Raw genomic sequence first — 22,431 nt, forward strand, 5'->3', positions numbered from 1 at the left:
GGTCAGAAGGCGCGCGCGATCGTCGCGATCACCGCCGCGCCGCTGCCGATGTAATAGGCCGGCGCCGCGCCGGCGATGACGCTGCCGTTGCGGCCGATCGTGTCGCGCGCATTGGTCGTCACCGCCTGCACCCCCGACAGGACGTGCGGATCGGTGACGTTGATCGCATTGACGCGCAGATCGGTGCGCTTGCCGTCGAGCCAGTCGGCGAGATGCACGCCGATCGACAGGTCGAGCGTCGCATAGCCCGGAATGCTCTCGTCGTTCAGGAAGGTGGCATATTGGCGGGCGAGATATTTGCCGGCGATGCTGCCGAACAGACGGCCGTCGTCATAGATGCCGCCCGCGCCGACCTGTACCGTCGGGCTCGACACCGCATGCTTGCCGCGCGTCGGCAGCAGGTCGCCGTCGACCGGCAGGTCGTCGTCGATCCGGGCGTGGAGATATTCGCCCGAGACGTACAGGCTGACCCCGGCGGCGGGGCGGTAATCGACCTCGGCATCGACGCCATAAGAGGTCTGGCCGCCGGCGTTGAGCGTCGTATTGACCTGCGCACCGCCCGATTGGACGATCGTCGCGAGCTGGCGGTTGCGGAACGAGTAGTGGAAGCCGGTGACCGACGCCGACAGGTTCGCGCCGATGAAGCGATAGCCGAGCTCCTCGGACACGGCATATTCGTTCTTGAGCGCGTCCGTCCCCTGCGCCGCCAGCACGCCGCCCGCATAGCTGTCGTAGAGCGTGAATTCATTCGGCGTCCGGAAATTGGTGGTGACGTTGGCGAACAGCTGCTGCCGGTCGTCGAGATCGAAGTGGAGCGCGGCGCGCGGCAGCGCGGCGAAGCTGTCGAGCCGCACGCTCGATTGCGGGCCGGGCAGATAGTTGCGGCCGTTGCGCAGCACGTCGACACCCTTGATGCCGAGCTCGAGCGTCAGCCGCGGCGTCAGCGCGATCCGGTCGGCGACGAAGGCGCTCTTGGTGACGGTGACGGTGCGCTGGTTCTCGTAGGCGAGCAGCCGGCCGTCGGCGGTGCGGACCGCCTTGGCGCGATAGCCCCAGCGGTCGGTCGGCGTACCGTCGGGGTTGAGGCTGGTATAGGATTGCGTGACGCGATCGGTGCCATAGTCGAACCACAAACCGGCGGTGAGGCGATGCCGCCCCGCCTCCAGCACCAATTTGGCGACGCTGCCGCCGCGGAACTGGTCACCGGTGTAATTGCCGAGCACGGTGGCGACGCCGTCGACCGCGCCGGGCAGCGTGATCGCGCCGAGCGCCTCGTCGCCGAGGAAATTGCCCTCGCTGGTCAGCTGCGTCCCATAAGGCGAGTTGCCATAGCCCCATTGCGCGTAGCTGGTGCTGTCGAAGCTCAGCGCCTCGCCGAGCCTGAGGTGGATCGGCGCGGAGGCGTAGAGGTTGCGGAACGGCGCGCGATAGAGCTTCCAATAATCGGTCGCGCCCGGCGTGTAGCGGCTCGCATAATTGAAGCCGCGTCCCTGCGCCTGCCAGTCGGCGAGCGTCGGGCTCGGATAGGTCGAGCTGTTGGCGTCATTGTACGACAGTGCGAGGCTGGCGCGATTGTCGCCCCATTCGTTGAGCAGCTTGGCGTCGACATGCTGGCGGACGTCATAGCCGGCGCCGCGCCAATTGTCGGCGCGGGTGTAGGAATAGGACAGGAAGGCCTTGAGCCCGGTGCCGGCGATCGCGCCGCTGTCGACGCGGGCGAAGGCGCGCCGTGCCGCATAGCTGCCGAGCGACAGGTCGACGAGCGCCTGCGGCCGCGCCTTGGGATCGTCGAGCGCCAGCGACAGCAGCCCACCCGCGCCGCCGAGCGTCGGCGAGTCGATATCGACCGATCCTTGCGCGAGTCCGATCCGCCGCAGGTTGCCGGGATCGGCGAATTGCGCCGGATAGGCGTAATAATAACCGATGTCGTTCTGCGGCGCGCCTTCCATCAGCACGCCGATCTCGTCCTGGCCAAGTCCGCGCAGCGTCAGGCTCGAACTGGTCGACAGGCCATAGGGATCGCTCGACGCGAGGGTCGCGCCGGGGAGCAGCGCGACGAGCTGGAAGGCGTTGAGCGTCGGGGCCTGTTTGACGATGTAATCGGCGGAGATCGCGCTTTCGGCGCGCGGCGTCTCCTGATCCGGCAGCAGCCCGGCGGGATCGGCGCGGCCGATCACGCGGATGTCGGTGGTCTCGCCCGTCTGCGCGGCGGCGGGGGCGGCAACCGCGGCGAGCGCCAGCGTCAGCGGCGGCAGCGCACGCCGCAGCGCGAAGGGAGCATAAGGCAGATCAGCCGACATCGTTCGCATCCACGTCATCCGGAGGAACGACGGCGGACCGCGCACCCTCCCTACGCCGGTATCACCCGGATCAGGTTCAGCGGGTCGTGGGCTGCTGCCCACCTCTCAGCCACACGTCAGCGGCCCCCCGGGGAGGGCGTGGCTTAGCGGCTTTGGCGGGAGGGCGATAGGGGGTTGAGCGGTGGGTTTGGTGCGTGGTTGGGTAAAGTTCTGTATTACAGAATAATAAGTCGGACTTGTAACAATATCGAAGCAAAGAAAATAACGATCGATCATATTCCGGTGCGGCGCGGCAAATCAAAAAAGTCGGATATTGTAAGCAGTAAGCATATAGCAGATTCTATATCGCCTACCTTGGGTAATTCGGACAGCCGCGCTTCTATAAATGAGTTAGGGTGAGCGATGGGCGCGCCCGATCTGATGGAGTGCGTAATGAAGCGGCGTTTGATGACGGCGATGGTGCTGGTCCTGGCGACGAGCGGATGCGGCTCGGATGGCAAGGGCGGTTCGGCGCCGGTACCGGTGACAACAGGCAGCACGCCCGCGCCGACCCCGGCGCCCACTCCCGCCCCGACGCCGGCGCCTACTCCGGCCCCGACGCCCACTCCGGCGCCGACGCCTACTCCTGCGCCGACAGCTCGCGTATACACCTACGAAAAGGCGGCCGATTTTACGAAGGATCGAAGCTTCACCGGCTATGACCGAATGGATATCAATCTTTCTGCTGGGAAATTTGTCGCGATTGCTTTGTCTTCGTCGGAAACGGGGGTGACGACCTATACCACGCAGGGCGGGACGGTCACCTTGGCTGACAGCACCGACCTGCCGGGGAAAGGTACCTACTCGGCGGGTAACGGCACGTTTTCCGTACGGCGCAAGTTGGAGTTTAACGCTTCGGGCGGTTACGTGCTGCTCGGTTTGCCGGACGGTCTCTCCAAGTACGAAAGTTTCGCCGAAGCGCAGTTCAACGATGACAAGGTCGCGCGCCTGCTCATCATTGGTTCGCCGACCAATCCAATCGAAATTCCAACCACCGGAACGTTGACGTATTCCGCGCTGATAGCGGAACAAAACAACGCAAAGGATCAGGTGGCTGCCCAAGCGCTGACAGTTGATTGCGCTACAGGGGCTGTATCGGGAACTATTCCTCTCGTCGTGAAAGACGGTTCGGGTTCGGTGCCATTTACGATAACCGGAACGAAGGATGGCAGCGCCCGTATATCGGGGACGCTTAAAAGCCAGGATGGCAAAATTACGGGCACCTTTATCGGTCGCCTCTACGGCCAGGGTGCCAAGGAGATCGCGCTCTTGGTCAGCTTCAAGCTGGCCGACGGTGGCTTCGACGCAGCTCTGCTCACCGGCCGCCTGCAATAACATACAACGTGCCGGGGCCAGCGCCCCGGCACGCCACCCCTTACAGTCCGTAGGACAGGCGCAGATAGCCGAAGCGGCCGGGGATGTCGTAGGTGGTCGGGTCGTAATTGTTGAGGCTGCAGCTGAAGCAGGCCGGCGGGTCCTTGTCGAAGACGTTGTTGACGCCGAAGGTGAAGGCGAAGCGCGAGTCCAGCCAGCGCGGGCGGAACTGGAGCTGCGCGTCGCCGTAGAGGCGGCTCTTCAGCTCGTTGTCGGCTGAAATCTCCTGGACATTGTCGATATAGCGGGCGGTGATGCTCGCGGTGACCGGGCCCATCGACCAGTCGATCGTGCCGAGGCCCTTGAAGTGCGGATAGGTCTGGTCGGGGGAGCCGCGTTCGGTGCCGACATAGTCGGTGGTGGTGAAGCCGCCGGTCGCCGGCGTGCTCTCGGCATATTTGAGCAGGTAATTGCCCGAGACATAGAGGCCGAAGCGACCCGCGCCGGTCTCGCCCGAACGGATCGTCAGCGTCGCGTCGATGCCGCGGGTGCGGACGCCGCCGGTATTGAGCAGCAGGCCGTTGATCGCGGTGACGATGCCGCTCGGCGCGCGCCGGATCGCCGCGCAGCTCAGCGCATCGCCGGTCTCGGCGCAGCGGCTGAGCAGCACCTGCGCCGGGATCGAGGCGATCGCGCCCTCCACCTTGATGTCGTAATAATTGACCTCGAGGCTGAGCGCCGAAAGCGTGCCGCCGCGCGCCCAGCGCGGGCTGTAGACGCCGCCGAACAGCAGGGTCCGCGCGGTCTCCGGACGCAGGTCGGGATTGCCGCCGGTCAGCACCGGCAACTGGCCGCCCTGCGGCTCGGCATAGCTGCCGCCGGCGGGGACGCCGTTGGCGATGCAATTGGTCCGCACCGTCGCGTTCGAGGCGAACTGGCCGCCGCTCGCGCTGGTGCACGGATCGTCGATCGACGCATCGAACCGCGACTGCGCGCCGTACAACTCGCCGATCGACGGAGCGCGCAAGGATTCGGCATATTGGCCGCGCAGCAGCAGGTCACTGACCGGCTTCCACAAGGCGCCGCCGCTGAACGTCGTGTTGCTGCCGAAGGTCGAGTAATTGGAGTGGCGTACCGCGCCGTTGAGTTCGAGCGAGGCGATCGCGGGCAGGTCGCGGAGCAGCGGCAGGCGGATCTCGCCATAGACTTCGTCGACGTTGAACTTGCCGCTCGCCGCCTGTGCCGGGATGTCGGCGCCGAGCCCGGCCTGGATCACCGGATCGGGGGTGAAGCTGCCGAACTGGTAGCGATGCTCATAACCGATCGCGATGCCGACCGGGCCGCCGGGCAGGTCGAACAGCTCGCCCGACAGATTGGCGGTATAATCGTTGAGCGTCTGGCTGCTGCGGTCACGCTCGTCGAAGCCGATATAGCCGAGCATCGCCGGGGTGATCGAGCCGACGCCGCCGAAGAAGTTGAACGGCACGCAATCGTCGGTGCACTGGCTGACCGGGCCGATCGCCCGGGCGAGCTTGGCGGCGTTGATGTTGCCGGTGAACAGCTGCTTGGCGTCGTTGTAACCGATCACCGCATTGGCATCCCAATACCAATTATGGCCGAACATGCGGAACTTGCCGTCGAGCGTGCCGGTCAGCGACATGGTGTCGACCCGCTGACTGTAGGTACGCTGGCCGGCCTCGACCAGGCGGCGGAAGATCGCGGTGTAATTCTGCCCCGGCGTCAGCGTCACGCCGAACGGATTATAGGGGTTGGTCGCGTCGACCGACAGCGTGTCGAGCAGATTGCCGTTGCCGACGTCCGGGCCGATGCCGAGCGGCAGATAGGCGGCCTGATTCTGCGAGTTGCGGCGATTGTACACCGCCTTGACGCGCAGGTTGAGCGCATCGGAGAAACTGGCGCGCGCGTTGACGAAACCGCCGTAGCGTTCGACCGGGGTGAGGAAATAGTTGAACGGCGCGAAATTATAGCGGTCCGCCGCGGTGAAGGCCTTGAAGTCGCCGGTCGCCAGTGTCGGGTCGTATACCGGGCGGCCGCTCGCCACCGGTCCGCGCAGCGTCAGGTTCTGGCCGTTGACGAGGAAGCGGCCGAGCGGGGTGAAGCTGGAACAGCCGCCGATCGGGTCCGAACAGCTCGTCTGGCCGGGATTGGGATATTGCGAGATGCTGCGGTCGGCGGCGCTGACCGCTTCCTGCTTGGTGTAATAGCCGCCCGCGACGACATGGACATGATCGTCGCCGAGCCCGTAGCTGAGCTGGTAATCCTGCGTCTTGCCGTCATTGTCGCCGAGGAACTGGCCGTATTGCGCCGACGCCTTGAGCCCCTTCTGATTCTGTTTGGTGATGATGTTGACGACGCCGGCGATCGCGTCCGAGCCATATTGCGGCGAGGCGCCCGATTGCAGCACCTCGATCCGCTCGATCATCGACGAGGGGATCGAGTTGAGATCGACGGTGGCGGGGATGCCGCTCGCCGAGGCGCCGTTGACGTAGCGCAGGCCGTCGACCAGCACGAGCGTGCGCTTGGGGCCGAGATAGCGCAGGTCGAGCACCGCCGAGCCCGCGCCGACGCCGCCGCCGTCGGGCGGATTGCCGAAATTGCCCGAGCTGTTGAACTTCGAGTTGAGACCGCCCGACGAGGCGGGCAGCCGCTGCAGCACGTCGGCGACCGACGACAGGCCGGTGCGCGCGATCGCCGCATCGTCGACGGTGACCACCGGCGAGGGCTGGTCGAGCGGATCGCGGCGGATGCGCGAGCCGGTGACGACGATGTCCTCCGCCGGCGCCTCGGTGGCGGCGGGCGCGGTCGGCGTCTGCGGATCGGTGGCGAGCTGCGCCGACGCGACCTGCGCGGACAGCGCCAGCCCGGCGACCATCGCCAGACGGGAAGATCGGATCATCCAGGTCGTTGCACGCATTGCTGTTCCCCTTGTCTGCGCCCTTTGCGGTGTCGCACGATCATTATGCAGCAAAGGCGCCCGACGACCATATGATGCGACGCGATCGGGCATTTCGGTACGGATATTTTGCATAATGTTGCAATGCGGTAACAGTCGTTGCCGTCCCGACATTCGCGGGAGGCCCGAACCATCACCGGATCAGGGACTTGGCCTTGCCGCGCAGCCTCATCGCGTCGATAGCCGCGCGATGACCGACACCCCATCGTCCGCCGGCATGGCGCCGCGCGAATTCGTCGCCTTCATCGCCGCGGTGATGGCGGTCAATGCCTTGGGCGTCGACCTGATGCTGCCTGCCCTCGCCGACATCGGCCGCGATCTGATGGTGACGGAGGCCAATCACCGGCAATGGGTGGTGACGGTCTATATGGTCGGCTTTGGCATCGGCCAGTTGGTCTACGGGCCGCTCGCCGATCGCTACGGCCGGCGGCCGGTGCTGGTGGCGACGCTGGCGGGGTTCATCGCGGCGAGCGTGTTCGCCGCCGGCTCGGCGAGCTTCGCGGCGCTGCTCGGCGCGCGGCTGTTGCAGGGGCTGATGTCGGCGTCGACGCGTGTGCTGGCGGTGGCGATCGTCCGCGACCGGGAATCCGGGCGGCAGATGGCGCGGACGATGTCGGTGGCGCAGATGATCTTCTTCATCGTGCCGATCATGGCGCCGACTTTGGGGCAGGGGCTGCTCGCCTTCGGGCCGTGGCGGGTGATCTTCTACGGCCTCGCGGTGTTCGCCGCGGTGGTGCTCGCCTGGTCGTCGCTGCGGCTCGGCGAGACGCTGCCGGTGGCGCGGCGCCGGCCGCTGTCGCTCGCCAATCTCGCCGGCAGCTACCGGCTGACGCTGACCAACCGCTATTCGGTCGGCTATGCGCTCGCCGCGTCGCTGACCTTCGGCGGGATCATCGCCTTCGTCTCGTCGGCGCAGCAGATCTTCGTCGAGGAATTCGGCGCAGGACGGCGTTTCACCCTGCTGTTCGCGGCCTGCGCCTTTTCGATGGGGCTCGCCTCCTTCGCCAACAGCCGGCTGGTCGAGCGGCTCGGCACGCGGCTGATCTCGCAATCGGCGGTGCTCGCGCTGATCGCGCTGTCGGTGATCCACGTCGCGATCATCCTCAGCGGGCACGAGACGCTGGTCAGCTTCATGATCCTGCAGGCGTCGAGCATGACCTGCATCGGCCTGTGCGGTTCGAATTTCGGCGCGATGGCGATGGAGCCGGTCGGCCATATCGCCGGCAGCGCCTCGTCGGTGCAGGGCTTCATCACCAGCATCGGCGCGGTGCTGGTCGGCAGCGCGATCGGCCAGTCCTATGCGGGAACGACGCTGCCGCTGGCGATCGGCTATCTCGGCATCGGCGTCGCGGTGCTGGCGCTGGTCTGGGTGGTAGAGAAGGGCGAGCTGTTCCGGCCGCGGATGGCGGAGGGCGCCTGACCGGGCGCCCTCCGCGGCGCGGCGCTAGAGCAATTTGTCGAGCGTGATCGGCAGGTCGCGGATGCGCTTGCCGGTGGCGTTGAACACCGCATTGGCGACCGCCGCGCCGACGCCGGTGATGCCGATCTCGCCGACGCCGCGCGCACCCATCGGCGTGTGGGGATCGGGCACGTCGGTCCACATCACCTCGATCGCCGGCACGTCCATGTGCACGGGGACGTGATATTCGGCGAGGCTGGGGTTCATGATCCGGCCGCTGCGCTCGTCATATTGCGTCTCCTCCATCAGTGCGAGGCCGAGCCCCATGATGATGCCGCCGCGGAACTGGCTCGCCGCGGTCTTGGGGTTGAGGATGCGGCCGCAGTCGAACGATCCGAGGAAGCGGCTGACCCGCACCTCGCCGGTGACCGCATTGACGCGCACCTCGCAGAACATCGCGCCGTGCGAGTGCATCGACCAATGCATCGTCTCGAGCGGCATCGGCGCGCTCGCCTCGACCACCACCGTGTCGCGCTGCGCACGTGCGAGGATCGAGGCATAGCTTTCGTGCCGCGCCGGATCGTCGAGCCGGGCGAGGCCGCCGTCCCGCCCGCCGACCGCATCGCCATCGAGCCCGGCGAGCGGGGAATCGTTGCCGGCGAGCTTGAGCAATTCGGTGACGAGCGCGCGATGCGCCGCGACCACCGCCGCACCGATCGCCGCGGTCTGCTGCGATCCGCCCGCCATCACCGTGCCGGGCAGGCTGCTGTCGCCGTAGCGGAAGGTGACCTGCTCCATCGAAACGCCGAGCCGGTCGGCGATCACCTGCGACTGGGCGGTGGCGGTGCCCATGCCCATGTCATGCGCGGCGATGTCGACGGTGACGTGGCCGTGGCGGGTCAGCGTGATCCGCGCCGCGCCGCCGGGCATGCGATAATAAGGATAGGTGGCGGTGGCGACGCCGGTGCCGATCAGCCATTCGCCCTCGCGGCGGCTGCCCGGCGTGCCGCGCTGCGCCCAGCCGAAGCGCGCCGCGCCGTCACGATAGGCCTTCTCGACCTCGCGCGACGAGAAGGGCGCACCGGTGGTCGGGTCCGTATCGGGCTCGTTGCGCATCCGCAGCTCGATCGGGTCCATGTCCATCGCCACGGCGAGTTCGTCGATCGCGCTTTCGAGCGCGAAGGTGCCGACCGCCTCGCCGGGCGCGCGCATGAAGGTGTTGGCGACCATGTCGAGATACGCGACCTCGACATCGAGCTTCATCGTCTTGCTCGCATAGGCGCTGCGCGTCGGCAGGATGAACGGTTCGGGGAGCACGTTGTGGTGGCTCATCGCCACCGTGCCGGTGTGGACGAGCGCGTCGAAGCCGCCATCCGCCTGCGCGCCGATCGCGACGCGCTGTTCGGTGACGGTGCGCCCGCCGACGATCCGGTAGACGCCCTCGCGCGACAGCATCAGCCGCACCGGCCGCCCGGCGAGCTTGGCGGCGGCGGCGGCGAGCACCTGATGCTGCCACAGCCCCTTGCCGCCGAAGCCGCCGCCGACGAACGGCGAGGTGACGTGGACCTGATCCTCGGCGAGGCCGAAGACATGGCCGAGCGACCAGGCCATGTGCGCGACCATCTGCGACGCGTCATGGACGCGCAGCGTCTCGCCCTGCCAGGCGACGGTGACCGCGTGCAGCTCGATCGCATTGTGGCTGTGGCGCGGCGTCGTATAGCGCGCATCGACCCGATGCGGCGCGGCGGCGAGCGCCGCCTCGGCATCGCCGCTGTCGTATCGGAGCGGCTGGCCCATGAACTGGCCGGGTTCGGTGCCGTGCGCCTTGGCCTCGCCGAAATCGGTGACCGACGCTTCGGCGACATAGGCGACGCGGATCAGCGAGGCGGCGTGATCGGCCTGCGCCTGCGTCTCGGCGAGGACGAGCGCGACCGGCTCGCCGTTCCAATAGATACGGTCGTCCTGCATGATCGGCAGGTCGTTGCCGCCGCACGCCTTTTCCGAGGTCATGAACAGGGGCATCGGCTGCATGCGCGGCGCGTTGCGATGCGTCATCACCAGTACGACGCCGGGCGCGGCCTCCGCCGCCGCGGTGTCGAGCGTCGCGATCCGACCCTTGGCGACGGTGCTGAACACCAAAGCGGCATAGGTCATCCGGTCGAGCGGGAATTCCGCCGCATAGGGCGCGACGCCGCGCACCTTGACGGCGCCGTCGACGCGCGACACCGGCCGGCCGGTATAGCCGTGGCGTTCGCGGATCAGCGGATCGGGACGGCCACCGGGCATCCAGCTGTCCGGCGCCATCTGCACCGCGCTCTGCAGCGCCGCCTGCGCGGCGCCCTTGACCGCCTGTTTGGCGTCTTCGAGGATGCTCATGCGTCCACTCCTGAAAGCTCGGCGAGCACGGCGGTGATCGTCCGCCGCGCGAGTTCGATCTTGAAGCCATTGTCGCGCAGCGGCACCGCGGCGGCCAGTTCGGCGGCGGCGGCGGCCTCGAAGCTGGCGCGCGTCGCGGGCAGGCCGCGCAGCGCCGCCTCCGCCTGCGTCGCCCGCCACGGCCGGTGCGCGACGCCGCCGAGCGCGAGGCGCACGTCGGCGATGCGGCCGTCCTCGACGCGCAGCGCCGCACCGACCGAAACGAGCGCAAAGGCATAGCTCGCACGGTCGCGCACCTTGCGATAGGTCGATCGCGTCCCGTCCGGCAGCGCCGGCAGCGTGACGTGGGTGATGAGCTCGCCCGGTTCGAGCACCGTTTCGATCTCGGGATGGTCGCCGGGCAGGCGATGCAGGTCGACCAGCGGCAGCGTGCGCGTGCCCTGCGCCGTCGTGCAATGGACGGTGGCGTCGAGCGCGGCGAGCGCCACCGCCATGTCGGACGGATGCGTCGCGACACAGGCCTGCGACGCGCCGAGGATCGCGTGGATGCGGTTGAAGCCGTCGCGTGCGTCGCAGCCGGCGCCCGGCACGCGCTTGTTGCAGCGCGAGCCTTCGACATCGTAGAAATAGGTGCAGCGGGTACGCTGGAGCAGATTGCCGCCGACCGTCGCCATGTTGCGGATCTGCGCGCTCGCGCCGGCGAGGAGCGCGCGCGCCAGGACCGGATAGTCGCGGCGGACCGCGGGATGCGCGGCGAGCGCCGCATTGCGCACGCCCGCTCCGATGCGCAGGCCACCGTCCTCCGGCTCGATCGCCGTCGACAGGGCGGTGACGTCGACCAAGGTCGCGGGCCGTTCGACCGTCTCGCGCATCAGGTCGACGAGGTTCGTGCCGCCGCCGAGATAACGCGCGGCCGGCGCGGCGGCGAGGCGCAGCGCCTCGTCGGTGGCGGCGGCGCGGGTGAAGGCAAAGGGGGTCATGCCGCAACCTCCTGATCGACCTTGGCGGGGCCATAGACGTCGAGGATCGCGGCGACGATGCCGTTATGCGCGCCGCAGCGACACAGATTGCCGCTCATCCGCTCGCGCAGTTCGTCGGCGTCGAGGACGACCGTCGCGGCGAGGTCGCCGGTGACGTGGCTGGGCATGCCGCGTCCGAGCTCGGCGGCCATGCCGATCGCCGAGCAGATCTGGCCCGGCGTGCAATAGCCGCACTGGAAACCGTCATGCTCGATGAACGCCGCCTGCAACGGGTGCAGCGTCTCGCCGTCGGCGATACCCTCGATCGTCGTCACCGCGCGGCCGTCATATTGCACCGCCAGCGCGAGGCAGGAGACGATGCGCTCGCCGTCGACCAGCACGGTGCAGGCGCCGCACGCGCCCTGGTTGCAGCCGATCTTGGTGCCCGACAGATGCAGCGTATCGCGCAGCAGATCGAGCAGGGAGACGCGCGGATCGTCGGGCAGCGGCACCGTGGCTCCGTTGACGGTCAGGGGCATCGCGCGTTCTCCCAATATTTCATTTAACTTAGCTCAGGCAATCGGCCTGTGCCACGGGGAAAGCGACGGGCCGTGAGGCGTTGGAGGCGGCGAACAGCAAGGATGACGTGATGCAAGCGATGACAGTTTCCGCGCCCGGCGGCCTCGACCGACTGACGCCCGCCGACCGGCCCGATCCGGGTGCGCCCGGGGCCGGTGCGATCCGCGTCGCGCTGCACGGCAGTTCGCTCAATTATCACGATCTCGGCATCGTCCTCGGCCGCATGCCGAGCGACGACGGGCGCATCCCGCTCGCCGATGGCGCCGGCACGGTCGAGGCAGTCGGCGAGGGCGTCGACGAATTCGCGGTCGGCGACAGCGTGGTGTCGTGCTTCTTCCCGGACTGGCAGGACGGCACGCCGACGATCGGCGACTTCAGCCGCACGCCCGGCGACGGCATCGACGGCTTCGCGCAATCGCATGTCGTGCTGCCCGCCACCGCCTTCACGCATGCGCCCAAGGGCTATGACGCGGTCGAGGCGGCGACGATCACCACCGCCGGGCTGACCGCGTGGCGTGCGCTGGTGGTCGATGCGCAGATCAAGGCGGGCGACCGGCTGCTGCTGCTCGGCACCGGCGGCGTATCGATCTGGGCGTTGCAGATCGCCAAGGCGATGGGCGCGTGCGTCGCGATCACCTCGTCATCGGACGACAAGCTCGAACGCGCCAAGGCGCTGGGGGCGGACTTCACGGTCAACTACCGTACCGACGAGGATTGGGGGCAGACGGTGTTCGACTGGGCGGAGGGCGGCGTCGACCATGTCGTCGAGGTCGGCGGGCCGGGCACGCTCGCCCAGTCGATCACGGCGGTGCGGGTCGGCGGGCATATCTCGCTGATCGGGGTGCTCACCGGCGTGTCGGGCGAGGTGCCGACCGCGGCGCTGATGGGCAAGCAGGCGCGGCTGCAGGGGCTGATCGTCGGCAGCCGCCGCGAGCAGCAGGAATTCGTCCGCGCGCTCGACGCGACCGGCATCCGCCCGGTGATCGATCGCCGCTTCCCGCTCGACCGGCTCGCCGACGCCTTCCAATATGAGATGGACGGCAGCCACTTCGGCAAGATCGGGGTGGAATGGTAACGGTCAGAAGCTGGCGATCGCCTTGAGTACCTGATCGGCGCGCTCGATCAGCCCCGGCATCGCCGTGGGCAGGTCGATCGCGGCGACGCTGTGGGTGTGAAGCGCGGCGGTGTCGATCGCACCGCTGCGGATCGCGGCGATGACGCGGGCGAAGTCGGCGGCGAGCGCGTTGCGGCTGGCGAGCAGGGTCGTCTCGCGCTTGTGGAATTCCGGGTCGGCGAAGACGAGGTCGCCCTTGGCGACGCCGACCAGCACGTAACTGCCGCCATGCGCCACGCAGGCGAGCCCGGCGTTCATCGCGGCGATGCTGCCGGTCGCGTCGAACACGCAGTCGAAGCCGTTGCCGCCGCTCGCCGCGTCGAGCCGCGCGTCGGCCTGTGCGTCGGCGAGGATGGCATCGAAGCCGAAGCGGCTGCGCGCCTGGTCGAGCCGTGCCGCGCGCGTATCGAACAGCAGGACGCGCGCGCCGTCGAGCCGCGCGAACAGCGCGGTGGCAAGGCCGATCGGCCCGGCGCCGCGGACCAGCACGGTCTCGTTGCCGCGCAGCCGCGCGCGCGCCACCGCATGCGCGCCGATCGCGAGGAATTCGACCATCGCCGCCTGATCGAGCGTCAGGCCGGTGGCGTCGATCGCGGCGCGTTCGGGAAGGGCGATCACCTCCGCCATGCCGCCGTCGACATGGACGCCGAGCACCGCGACCCGGGTGCAGCAATTGGGCTTGCCGGCGCGGCAGGCGATGCAGGTGCCGCAGGCGAGATAGGGGTTGATCGTGATCACCTGCCCCACGGCGAAGGCGGAGCCGGGCGGCGCGGCGATCACCTCACCGGCGAGCTCGTGGCCCATGACGCGCGGATAGGAGAGGAACGGCTGGCGACCGGCGTAGATATGATAATCGGTGCCGCACAGGCCGACGCGGCGGATGCGGACGAGCAGCGAGTCAGGGCCGGCGACCGGCGCGTCGCGCTCGACCGCCTCCAGCGCAAAAGGTTGCTGGCACACGATCGTCAGCACGGTAGGTCCATTCTGCAAGAGAGGTTGCATATATGAAAGATGCAGCGCCGTCGTGCAAGAGCGAAACCGCGTCAGCCGGCGTGGAAGCCGAGCGTCGTCGATATGTCGGCCGCGGCGCTGCGGAGCAGCGTGCGCGCGGTCGTGATATCGACGGTCTGCGAGCCGTCGATCAGCTCGAGGAACGGAATGGTCAGCGCCGCGGCGATCTGACCGTCGAACCCGAACACCGGCACGCTGAGATCGGTGACGCCGCGGGTGATCGGGCTCTGGCGCTGGTCATGACCACGCATCCGCACCTGATCGAGCTTGCGGTCGAGCGCCTCCCGATCGACCGGCTTGGCGCTGGCGGCGATCGCCTGCGCCATCTCCGCCGCCTGCGTCTCGTCGGAGGCGAAGGCCAGCAGGACGTTGCCCGAACAGCTCGACAGCAGGTCGATCCCCGCGCCGAGCCGCAGCGAGAAACCGCGCGTCCCCGGGCTCTGCTCGCGCGTGATGACGAGGCCGCTGCCGCCGTTGAGCACGACGAGATGGCACGATTGCCCGGTCTCGATCGCCAGCCGGCGCATCGCCGGGCGCGCCGCGGCGACGAGATCCTGCGCCGGCGTGGCGCGATAGGCGAGGTCGAGCAATTTGTAGGCGACCGAATAGCGGTCGTCGCGCGGCGATTTCTGGAGATAGCCGAGCTGCTCCATCACCACGACGATGCGGAACAGCTCGCCGACCGACCGGCCGAGTCGGACCGCCATCTCGCTGATCAGGATCCCGCTCGGCTGCGTTTCGAGCAGTTCGAGGATCTCGAACGCCTTTTCCACCGCCGGCGCCGCGTAGGTGGTCTTCGAACCCGACGCCATCGCGCCCTCCCTCTTGCTCCGCTGCCATGCGAAAGCCGGCGGGGCGTGTCAAATCGCTGGCCGTGGCGCGGGGGTTGCGCGATGACGCGCGACCCGACCCATGCCGAGGCCCGTGCCATGACCCGTCACCTGCTGCTGCTCGACATCGATCCGTCGTCCGACTCGATCGCCGCCTATCGCGACTGGCATCGCGCCGGCGGACCGCCCGCCGCGATCAACCGGTCGATCCGCGCGAGCGGGATCGAATCGCTGGAGATCTGGCATGTCGGCGACCGGCTGGCGATGGTCATGGAGACCGGACCGGCCTTCTCCGCGACGGCCAAGGCGGCGGCCGATGCCGCCGACCCCGACGTGCAGGCGTGGGAGACGCTGATGGAGCAATTCCAGCGCCGCCTGCCCTTCGCCGCGCCGGGCGAGAAATGGGTCGCGGCGGAGCGGATCTATTCGCTCGACGAACAGCCGTGAGCGCGCCGCGCCCGCCGGTCAGCGGCGTGATCGATGCGCATCAGCATGTCTGGCGGCTCGACACGCCGGGGCATCAATGGCCCGACGCCGACCTGCCGGTGATCCACCGTGATTTCGCCATCGCCGATCTGCGCGCGGCGAGCGCGGGGATCGATCTCGCCGCGACGGTGCTCGTCCAGTCGCAGCCGACCGATGCGGACACCGACTGGCTGTGCTCGCTCGCCGCCGACGAGCCGCTGGTCGGGGCGGTGGTCGGCTGGGCCGACCTGCTCGCCGAGGATGCGGCGGCGCGGATCGCGACGCTCGCCGGGCGGCGCAAGCTGCGGGGGCTGCGGCCGATGCTCCAGGCGATTCCGCAGGACGACTGGCTGCTGCAACCCGCGCTCGACCCGGCGATCCACGCGATGATCGCGCACGGCCTGCGCTTCGATGCGCTCGTCCAGCCGCGGCATCTGATGCCGCTCCATGCGTTCGCGACGCGCTGGCCCGACCTGCCGATCGTCATCGATCATGCCGCCAAGCCGGGCGCGGCGGCGGGCGGACTCGATCCGTGGCGCGAGCGGATCGCGGCGCTGGCCGGGCTGGACAATGTCTGGTGCAAGATGTCCGGGCTGCGCACCGAACAGGCCGCAGGCGAGCCGGCGGCGGCGCTGGCGCCTTATGTCACCCATCTCGTCGCCTGTTTCGGCGAGCGGCTGATGTGGGGGAGCGACTGGCCGGTGCTGCTGGTCAGCGGCGACGATTATGCCGACTGGTTCGCGACCGCGCGCGCGCTCGCCGGATTGGATGCGGCGGGAGAGCGCCGCCTGTTCGCCGCCAGCGCGCGGCGATTTTACGGGATAAGCGACTGACGCGACGGGACTGGCGGACACCAAGCGCAGACAGCGCGGCGGGCCGGCCAACGCTCAACCAGTCGCGACCACGCCGGGGATGACCGGCGGTTCGGCCGGGCCGCCGGTCAATGGTTCGCGACGCCGCTGCCGGGCCGGCGGACTGACGACGCTCGCCGGCTCTGACGCCGCGCCGGTCGGGTGAAGGCTAGAGCCGCAGGCCGCGGCGCGTCATCTCCGAGGCCGCGATCAGGGCAAGCGGTGTTTCTGCGCGCGCGCGGAAGATGTCGGCGAGGTCGAGCAGATCCTCGTCATCGAGCGCGACGATCGACGCCTCGATCGCGGTCAACCGCTCCGCCGTCGAGTCGCGCTGATGGGAAAGCCGCCTGATCCGTGTCTTGAGCATGGCGCCGTCGTAGCAGAGATGGTCGCGGTGCGAAGCGTCTCTCTACCGGCCTGCCGTCACGGAACGGTACGGTGGGATCAGTGCGGCGGCCCGGCGCGCAGCCGCGTCTCGATATCGTCGAGGATGCTCGCCGGCAGCGGATGGCTGAACTCGACGCCGACCTCATGGCCGCGGTTCCAGGCGATCCAGCCCTCCAGTTTGGTCAGCTGCGGCATCGCGATCGTCACATAGGTCCCGACCGTGACGCGGCGATCGAGCAGGACGCGGCAGCCGAGATGGGTGACGTCGCAGATCGTGCACGGCTCCTCGTCGAACTTGAGCGACGAGATCGTCGACGGCCAGCTGACCGGCAGGCGATCGGCCTGGCGTTCTTCCTGGGCGAGCCAGGCGGGATAGGGGGTGGGATCGACGGATGGCATGATCATCGTCTATCATCGGATAGGTTAAGATGTGCTTCCCGTCGCGCGCGCAAAGTTTTGCCGCGCCTCGGGGGCTGTGAACCGAAGATAAACGACCGGTTCAGCATAATGGCATCGCGTCGGGCGCAAGAGCGCGGTTTTTTCCAGGAGCAAATCATGCCCGCTTTCCGCTGCCGGCTGGGACTGCACCGTTGGTCGATCAAGCCCGCGACGCTGCGTCCGGGGACGATGATTCATCGCTGCCCGTTGTGCGGGCTGATCCGCGTCCGCCACGGCAAGCGCGATCCGCAGGCGTGACCGTCACGGCACCGCCACCGCCGCGACGCTGTCGGGCATGTCGCGCAGCCGGATGAACAGCTGCGCCGGCTTCTGTCCGCCGGGTGCGGGCAGGTCGACCGCCGTCGCGGTGAAGCCGTCGGGGATCGGCTGCGCCGTGGTGAACGTCGCATCGGTGGCGATCGCCTGGGCGAGGAACAGCCGGTCGCCGCTCACCGTGCAGCGCGTGCCGCTACAGGCGATGCCGCGCACCTCGGGCAGGCGGACGACGCTGCCGAGCGGCGCCCAGCGCGTCGCGCTGCCGTCGCGCAGGATGCGGACGCGCAGCGGCCCGTGCGCGACGCCGCCGAGCGCCTCGCCCGGCACGAAGGAGACGATCCCGGTCGCGGCGTCCTGCAGGTCATAGCCCTTGCCGATGGTGAGCCGCGCGGTGGCACCATTTTCGCCCGCCGCGATCTCGATCGTCTCCTGACCGGTCAGCGGCGTCGCCGGGTCGAGGCGGAAGGCGAAGGTGAAGCGCGCGTCCTGCGCGATGCGATCATCGGGGCTGAGCGTGACCGGCAGCACCCCGGCATGGACCGCCGGTGCGACGCTCTTGTGCAGGATCACCGGCAGCGGCCGCGCCGGCGCCACCGTGACCGCGATCGTCTTGCGGCGGTCCCCGACGAAGCGCACCTCGGCGGTGAGGCGCTCGCCGGCGGGGAGCGCGCGCAGCGCCGCGGGATCGGCCGGCGCCAGCACGAGCTGATCGGCGCGGTCGGAGCGGGTCAGCGCGCCGGGACGGAGGAGCACGCTGCCGAGCCGGACTTCGCGCACCTGATCGAGCCGCGAGCCGCTGAGCAGCGCATTGTCGTCGCCGGCCGACAGCGTCAGCGCGTCGAGCCGGCCGATCTCCTGCAACGCCGGCAGCGACAGCGTCGCGGGCGCGGCACCGGCGGCGCCCTGGACCGTCAGCGTCACCGTCCCCGGCGCGGCCTTGTCGAGCGGCACGTCGACGAGGAGGCCGCGCTCGCCGTCCTGCTTCCACGTCAGCGGTTGCGGCGCGCCGTCGCCGCGCCGCATCGTCACGCCGGTGACGCAGCCGCCGCCCTCGCCGGCGAGCGCGAGCGTGTTGGTGCGGCCGACGACGAGCGAGGCGTCGGACGGCGCGCTCCACTGGTTCGCCATGGGACGCGACAGGCGGAAGCGCGGCCCGTCGAAGGCGGTGAACCCCCAATTGCCGCGCAACTGCCCGGCGACGGCGCCGGTGAAGCCGGCGGCCGGCAGCGACTGGTCGAGGACATAGCCGCCGCGACGCGGATCGGCATGCGCGGGCAGATCGAACGTCGTGCCGCCGCTGCCGGTGGCGCGAATCCGCACGTCGCGCGCGTAACGCGTCGCATAGACGAGCGGCGCGCCCTCGACCGGCAGCACCGAGCCCGCGCTCGCGCAGACCAGCCCGACGTCTTCGCCCTTGCGCAACGGCGGCGGCTTGGCCGCCTCGATCGCCGGCAGGCCGACGACCATCACCGACGCCGGCTTGGCGAAGGACAAAGGCGTGTTGAGCAGCAAGGTCAGCCGGCTGTCGTCCATCCGCGCCAGCGCCGGCACGAATTGCAGCTGCGTCGACTGGAAGGCGCCGAACAGCCGGAAGATATCGCGGACGACGCCGATATACGAGCTGTAGGAGCCATAGCCCGCCTGCGGCGTCGCGCTGAGCTGGAAGGCGAGATCGGTCGGCGCGCCGGCGAGCGTATCGGCGAGCGCCGAACTGTGCGTGTCGGCGAACAGCAACGTCTCGCGATCGCCGGTCAGGCAGGCGGCCTGCAATTCGACCGGCTGTTGCAGGCATTCCGCCTTGAGCTTGATCGACAGGCTGCGGGTGAGAATCTGGGAGGTGGCGCTGACGCTCGACGGGTCCTGCCGCTCGGCCTCGAGCAGCACGTTGAGGAAGGTGTCGAGCCGGGCGCGGTCGAGCGTCGCCTGGTTCAGGTCCTGCACCGCGCGGACGAAGGCGCCGGGCTGTTTGCGCACCGCGCTCGCCACCGCGTCGCTGCTGCCGCCCTTGGCGGGGAGGATGAACAAGGCGAGCTGCTGCGCACCCTTGGGGACGATCAGCGACAGCGTGCCGCCGTCCTGCTTGTCGTGGCGCTTGCCGGCGAGCGTGTCGAAGAACCAGTCGTGCGGCGGCCGCTCGACCGCGCCGCGCAGGAAGCTGGCGACGATGCGGAACTTCTCGGTGCCGGCGGGCGGCGAATCGAGCTTGATCGAAATGCGGTCGCCCTCGCTGAGATTGGGCACCCAGGCGAGCGGCAGCGTCGCGCCGTTATGCGTCACCGCGACGTCGAGCCGCGGCCCGACCAGATCAAATTGCGCCGGCGCCGCCTCCACCCGCCATGCGGCGGCGGCGAGGAGGGCGACGAGAGACAGGGAAGGAAGATAGCGCGGCATGGGTTAGGCGGCGATCCGGGTCCGATACGACAGGGCCGCGCTTGTGCCGCGCGCTTGTGTTCCAATTGAGGCTGTTGGCGTGATTTCGTCCGGCTTGATGTCTGTGCGGGTGCGGCGTGACCGGGTTCGCGCAGAGGCGCGGAGGACGCAGAGGGGCAGTCCCCCGGTCAGCGCGGCCCTGTCATCGTCAGGCCTGAGCGGATCGGCGACACCAGCCGCAAACGCTACACCTCCGCGTCCTCTGCGCCTCTGCGCGAAATCCGATTCCCAGCGCAACGGCCATCGCGCCAACCGAATCTAGAACGCCGGCAGCACCGCCCCCTTGTAGCGCCGTTCGATGAAGGTCTTGATCGCCGGGCTGCGCAAGGCCGCGATCAGCTTGACGACGCGCGGGTCGTTCTGTTCGCCGGCGCGGCCGACGACGAAATTGACATAGGGCGATTTGGCATCCTCGATCACCAAGGCGTCACGGATCGGGTTGAGCTTGGCGTCGAGCGCGTAATTGGTGTTGATCATCGCCAGATCGACCTCGCCGAGCACGCGCGGCAGCGTCGCCGCCTCGAGCTCGCGGAATTGGAGGTGCTTGGGATTGGCGGCGATGTCGCGCAGCGTCGACAGGGCGTTGGTCGGATCCTTGAGGCGGATCAGCCCGGCGCGCTGGAGCAGGAGCAGCGCGCGGCCGCCGTTGCTCGGCTCGTTGGGCAGGGCGACGGTGGCGCCATCGGGCAAGGCGGCGAGCGTCTTCCAGCGGCGCGAATAGCCGCCGAGCGGCTCGACATGGATGCCGGCATAAGGCGTCAGATGCGTGTCGCGCGCGGCGTTGAACTGGTCGAGATAGGGCTTGGTCTGGAAGTAGTTGACGTCGATCTGACGCTGGTCGACCTGCAGGTTGGGCTGCACATAGTCGTTGAACACGCGGATATCGAGCGTGATGCCCTGTCTGGCGAGCACCGGCTTGACCTGTTCCAGGATCTCGGCGTGCGGCACCGCGGTGGCGGCGACGGTGAGCGTATTGGCATCGGGCTTCGCGCCGCCCGAACAGGCGGCGAGCGCGGACAGCGTCAGGGTGGCGAGCAGCAGACGGCGGTGCATGGGCAGGACCTTCAACGGCGGGTGACGTGGCGGGCGAGACGGTCGCCGCCATATTGGATGAGCTGGACGAGCGCGACGAGCAGCACGACGGTGACGATCATCACGTCGGTCTGGAACCGCTGATAGCCGAAGCGGATGGCGAGATCGCCGAGCCCGCCGGCACCGACGACGCCGGCCATCGCGGTGAAGGAGACGAGCGCGACCGCGGTCACCGTCGCACCGGCGATCAGCCCGGGCAGCGCCTCGGGGATCAGCGCGCCGGTGACGATCTGCCGCGTCGTCGCGCCCATCGCCTGCGTCGCCTCGATCGTCGTCCGGTCGACCTCGCGCAACGCGCTCTCGACCAGCCGCGCATAAAACGGCGCGGCGCCGACGACGAGCGGCGGGATCGCCCCGGCGACGCCGAGCGATGTGCCGACCAGCGCCATGGTCAGCGGGATCATCACGATCAGCAGGATGATGAACGGTACCGAGCGCAGCACGTTGACGATCGCACCGAGCACCGCATTGCCGGCCCGGCTGGCGAGCAGCCCGCGCTCGCCGGTGAGATAGAGCAGCACGCCGAGCGGCAGGCCGAACAGGATGGTGAGCAGCAGCGAACCGCCGAGCATCGCGAGCGTGTCGAGACAGGCCCGACCGATCTCCGCCCAGTCGACGTTGGCGAACAGCCCGGTCATGCCGCCACCGCCGCCAGCATCCGCTGCGTCGCCGGATGGCGTGCATCGGCGAAGATCGCGTCGACCGCGCCGGTCTCGACGATCCGCCCGGCCTCGATCACCGCGACGCGGTCGCACAGGCCGCGCACCACCTCCATCTCGTGGGTGATGAGGACGATGGTCAGGCCGAGCTCGCGGTTGAGGTCGCGCAGCAGGGCGAGCACGTCGCGCGTCGTCTCGGGATCGAGCGCGCTGGTCGCCTCGTCGCAGAGCAGCACGTCGGGATCGGTGGCGAGCGCGCGGGCGATGCCGACGCGCTGGCGCTGGCCGCCCGACAGCTGCGCCGGATAGCGATCGCGCAGTTCGGCGAGGCCGACGCGGCCGAGCAGGGCCTCTACCTTGGCGCCGCGCTCGTGGCGCGACACGCCGGCGAGGCGCAGCGGAAAGCCGACGTTGTCGGCGACGGTGCGCGAGGCGAGCAGGCCGAAGTTCTGGAAGATCATCCCCATCCGCCGGCGCAGCGCGCGCAGTTCGGCGGCGGAGAGACGCTCGATCGACGTGCCGTCGACCTCGACATGGCCGGCGCTCGGGCGTTCGAGGCCGTTGAGCAGGCGGATCAGCGTCGACTTGCCGGCGCCCGAGCGGCCGATGATGCCGAACACCTCGCCTCTGGCGATCGACAGCGACACGCCGTCGAGCGCCGGCGCGGTGCCGCCGGGATAGAGTTTCTGGACATCGGTCAGCCGGATCATGATCGCTGCGTCATCGCCTTCGCACACAAAGCCCGAGCCTGTGGCGGATCGCCGGACGGCGCGCCAGCCCGGGCGGGCTTGGGGGCGCTAAAGGCTGGTTTGCCGATCCCGAGCGGCGATCATTGCCGGCGCAGCGCGCGCATCGCGTCGATGCTGTCCCGGCGCGCGCGCGCTTCGCTCGCGGACATGGCCGGCTGTGCGGGGGCGGCGGACGGCGTCGGTGAGGGC

General features: G+C 69.0%; 19 protein-coding genes and 1 riboswitch. Of the genes, 6 read left to right on the plus strand and 13 right to left on the minus strand.

Going from position 1 to position 22,431, the window contains the following annotated elements:
* Positions 1–2: 2 nt before the first annotated feature.
* On the minus strand, positions 3–2,300 hold the full coding sequence (locus BW41_RS09900) for a TonB-dependent receptor (RefSeq protein WP_152542250.1): 2,298 nt from the start codon (positions 2,298–2,300) through the stop codon (positions 3–5).
* A 30-nt stretch (positions 2,301–2,330) separates the two neighbouring features.
* A riboswitch (TPP riboswitch) is annotated at positions 2,331–2,440 on the minus strand.
* Between the two features lie 262 nt (positions 2,441–2,702).
* On the opposite strand from BW41_RS09900, the gene BW41_RS21555 reads away from it, so the two are divergent.
* Positions 2,703–3,674, plus strand: coding sequence for a hypothetical protein (locus BW41_RS21555; protein ID WP_200870395.1), 972 nt, complete (start codon positions 2,703–2,705; stop codon positions 3,672–3,674).
* Between the two features lie 40 nt (positions 3,675–3,714).
* Here the strand turns inward: BW41_RS21555 and BW41_RS09910 are convergent, their stop codons facing one another.
* Positions 3,715–6,570 (minus strand): TonB-dependent receptor domain-containing protein, encoded by a 2,856-nt coding sequence (locus tag BW41_RS09910; RefSeq protein WP_235199721.1) that lies wholly within the window; start codon positions 6,568–6,570, stop codon positions 3,715–3,717.
* Positions 6,571–6,703: 133 nt separating this feature from the next.
* On the opposite strand from BW41_RS09910, the gene BW41_RS09915 reads away from it, so the two are divergent.
* Positions 6,704–8,047 carry a multidrug effflux MFS transporter gene (locus BW41_RS09915; protein WP_152542252.1) on the plus strand — a complete coding sequence of 448 codons (1,344 nt, stop codon included), beginning with the start codon at positions 6,704–6,706 and terminating at the stop codon, positions 8,045–8,047.
* 24 nt (positions 8,048–8,071) lie between these two features.
* Here the strand turns inward: BW41_RS09915 and BW41_RS09920 are convergent, their stop codons facing one another.
* The 3 genes from BW41_RS09920 to BW41_RS09930 are packed head-to-tail and all read right to left on the minus strand — an operon-like array spanning position 8,072 to position 11,900.
* Positions 8,072–10,402, minus strand: a complete 2,331-nt coding sequence (locus tag BW41_RS09920; RefSeq protein ID WP_037534055.1) for a xanthine dehydrogenase family protein molybdopterin-binding subunit — start codon at positions 10,400–10,402, stop codon at positions 8,072–8,074.
* Complete coding sequence (locus tag BW41_RS09925) at positions 10,399–11,382, minus strand: FAD binding domain-containing protein (RefSeq protein ID WP_037534057.1); 984 nt, start codon at positions 11,380–11,382, stop codon at positions 10,399–10,401. Before BW41_RS09925 ends, BW41_RS09920 begins: the two co-directional genes overlap by 4 nt.
* Positions 11,379–11,900 carry a 2Fe-2S iron-sulfur cluster-binding protein gene (locus BW41_RS09930; protein ID WP_051583419.1) on the minus strand — a complete coding sequence of 174 codons (522 nt, stop codon included), beginning with the start codon at positions 11,898–11,900 and terminating at the stop codon, positions 11,379–11,381. The genes BW41_RS09925 and BW41_RS09930 overlap by 4 nt, the downstream gene beginning before the upstream one ends.
* Before the next feature lie 110 nt (positions 11,901–12,010).
* Between BW41_RS09930 and BW41_RS09935 the strand changes: the two genes are divergently transcribed.
* Positions 12,011–13,015, plus strand: coding sequence for a zinc-dependent alcohol dehydrogenase family protein (locus tag BW41_RS09935; protein ID WP_037534089.1), 1,005 nt, complete (start codon positions 12,011–12,013; stop codon positions 13,013–13,015).
* Between the two features lie 3 nt (positions 13,016–13,018).
* Here BW41_RS09935 and BW41_RS09940 read toward each other — a convergent pair whose 3' ends face one another.
* Positions 13,019–14,026 carry a zinc-binding alcohol dehydrogenase family protein gene (locus tag BW41_RS09940; RefSeq protein ID WP_200870396.1) on the minus strand — a complete coding sequence of 336 codons (1,008 nt, stop codon included), beginning with the start codon at positions 14,024–14,026 and terminating at the stop codon, positions 13,019–13,021.
* Between the two features lie 71 nt (positions 14,027–14,097).
* A complete protein-coding gene (locus tag BW41_RS09945; RefSeq protein ID WP_037534059.1) occupies positions 14,098–14,877 on the minus strand; it encodes an IclR family transcriptional regulator in 780 nt (259 codons plus the stop codon).
* An 81-nt stretch (positions 14,878–14,958) separates the two neighbouring features.
* Here BW41_RS09945 and BW41_RS09950 point away from each other — a divergent pair, with 81 nt between their 5' ends.
* Positions 14,959–15,342: an L-rhamnose mutarotase gene (locus tag BW41_RS09950; protein ID WP_235199723.1), complete on the plus strand. Its 384-nt coding sequence runs from the start codon at positions 14,959–14,961 to the stop codon at positions 15,340–15,342.
* Complete coding sequence (locus BW41_RS09955) at positions 15,339–16,193, plus strand: amidohydrolase family protein (RefSeq protein ID WP_235199724.1); 855 nt, start codon at positions 15,339–15,341, stop codon at positions 16,191–16,193. The genes BW41_RS09950 and BW41_RS09955 overlap by 4 nt, the downstream gene beginning before the upstream one ends.
* 187 nt (positions 16,194–16,380) lie before the next feature.
* Here the strand turns inward: BW41_RS09955 and BW41_RS21225 are convergent, their stop codons facing one another.
* Together BW41_RS21225 and BW41_RS09965 are read right to left on the minus strand one after the other, a co-directional pair.
* Positions 16,381–16,521: a hypothetical protein gene (locus BW41_RS21225; RefSeq protein ID WP_153810797.1), complete on the minus strand. Its 141-nt coding sequence runs from the start codon at positions 16,519–16,521 to the stop codon at positions 16,381–16,383.
* Positions 16,522–16,655: 134 nt separating this feature from the next.
* Positions 16,656–17,003: a PilZ domain-containing protein gene (locus tag BW41_RS09965; protein WP_037534061.1), complete on the minus strand. Its 348-nt coding sequence runs from the start codon at positions 17,001–17,003 to the stop codon at positions 16,656–16,658.
* A gap of 150 nt (positions 17,004–17,153) precedes the next feature.
* Between BW41_RS09965 and BW41_RS21230 the strand changes: the two genes are divergently transcribed.
* Positions 17,154–17,294, plus strand: coding sequence for a hypothetical protein (locus BW41_RS21230; RefSeq protein WP_153810798.1), 141 nt, complete (start codon positions 17,154–17,156; stop codon positions 17,292–17,294).
* Positions 17,295–17,297: 3 nt separating this feature from the next.
* On the opposite strand, the gene BW41_RS09970 is transcribed toward BW41_RS21230, so the two are convergent.
* The 4 genes from BW41_RS09970 to BW41_RS09985 all read right to left on the minus strand — a co-directional run bounded on the left by BW41_RS09970 (position 17,298) and on the right by BW41_RS09985 (position 22,203).
* Positions 17,298–19,703 (minus strand): hypothetical protein, encoded by a 2,406-nt coding sequence (locus BW41_RS09970; RefSeq protein ID WP_037534063.1) that lies wholly within the window; start codon positions 19,701–19,703, stop codon positions 17,298–17,300.
* Between the two features lie 297 nt (positions 19,704–20,000).
* Positions 20,001–20,795 (minus strand): MetQ/NlpA family ABC transporter substrate-binding protein, encoded by a 795-nt coding sequence (locus tag BW41_RS09975; RefSeq protein WP_037534064.1) that lies wholly within the window; start codon positions 20,793–20,795, stop codon positions 20,001–20,003.
* A gap of 11 nt (positions 20,796–20,806) precedes the next feature.
* On the minus strand, positions 20,807–21,472 hold the full coding sequence (locus tag BW41_RS09980) for a methionine ABC transporter permease (RefSeq protein ID WP_037534066.1): 666 nt from the start codon (positions 21,470–21,472) through the stop codon (positions 20,807–20,809).
* The gene (locus BW41_RS09985; RefSeq protein WP_037534094.1) at positions 21,469–22,203 is read right to left on the minus strand and encodes a methionine ABC transporter ATP-binding protein; all 735 of its coding nucleotides are present in this window, start codon (positions 22,201–22,203) and stop codon (positions 21,469–21,471) included. The genes BW41_RS09980 and BW41_RS09985 overlap by 4 nt, the downstream gene beginning before the upstream one ends.
* Positions 22,204–22,431 lie beyond the last annotated feature (228 nt).

It is taken from the genome of Sphingomonas sp. RIT328, assembly GCF_000632225.1.
In the GTDB taxonomy this organism is placed as follows: domain Bacteria; phylum Pseudomonadota; class Alphaproteobacteria; order Sphingomonadales; family Sphingomonadaceae; genus Sphingomonas; species Sphingomonas kyungheensis.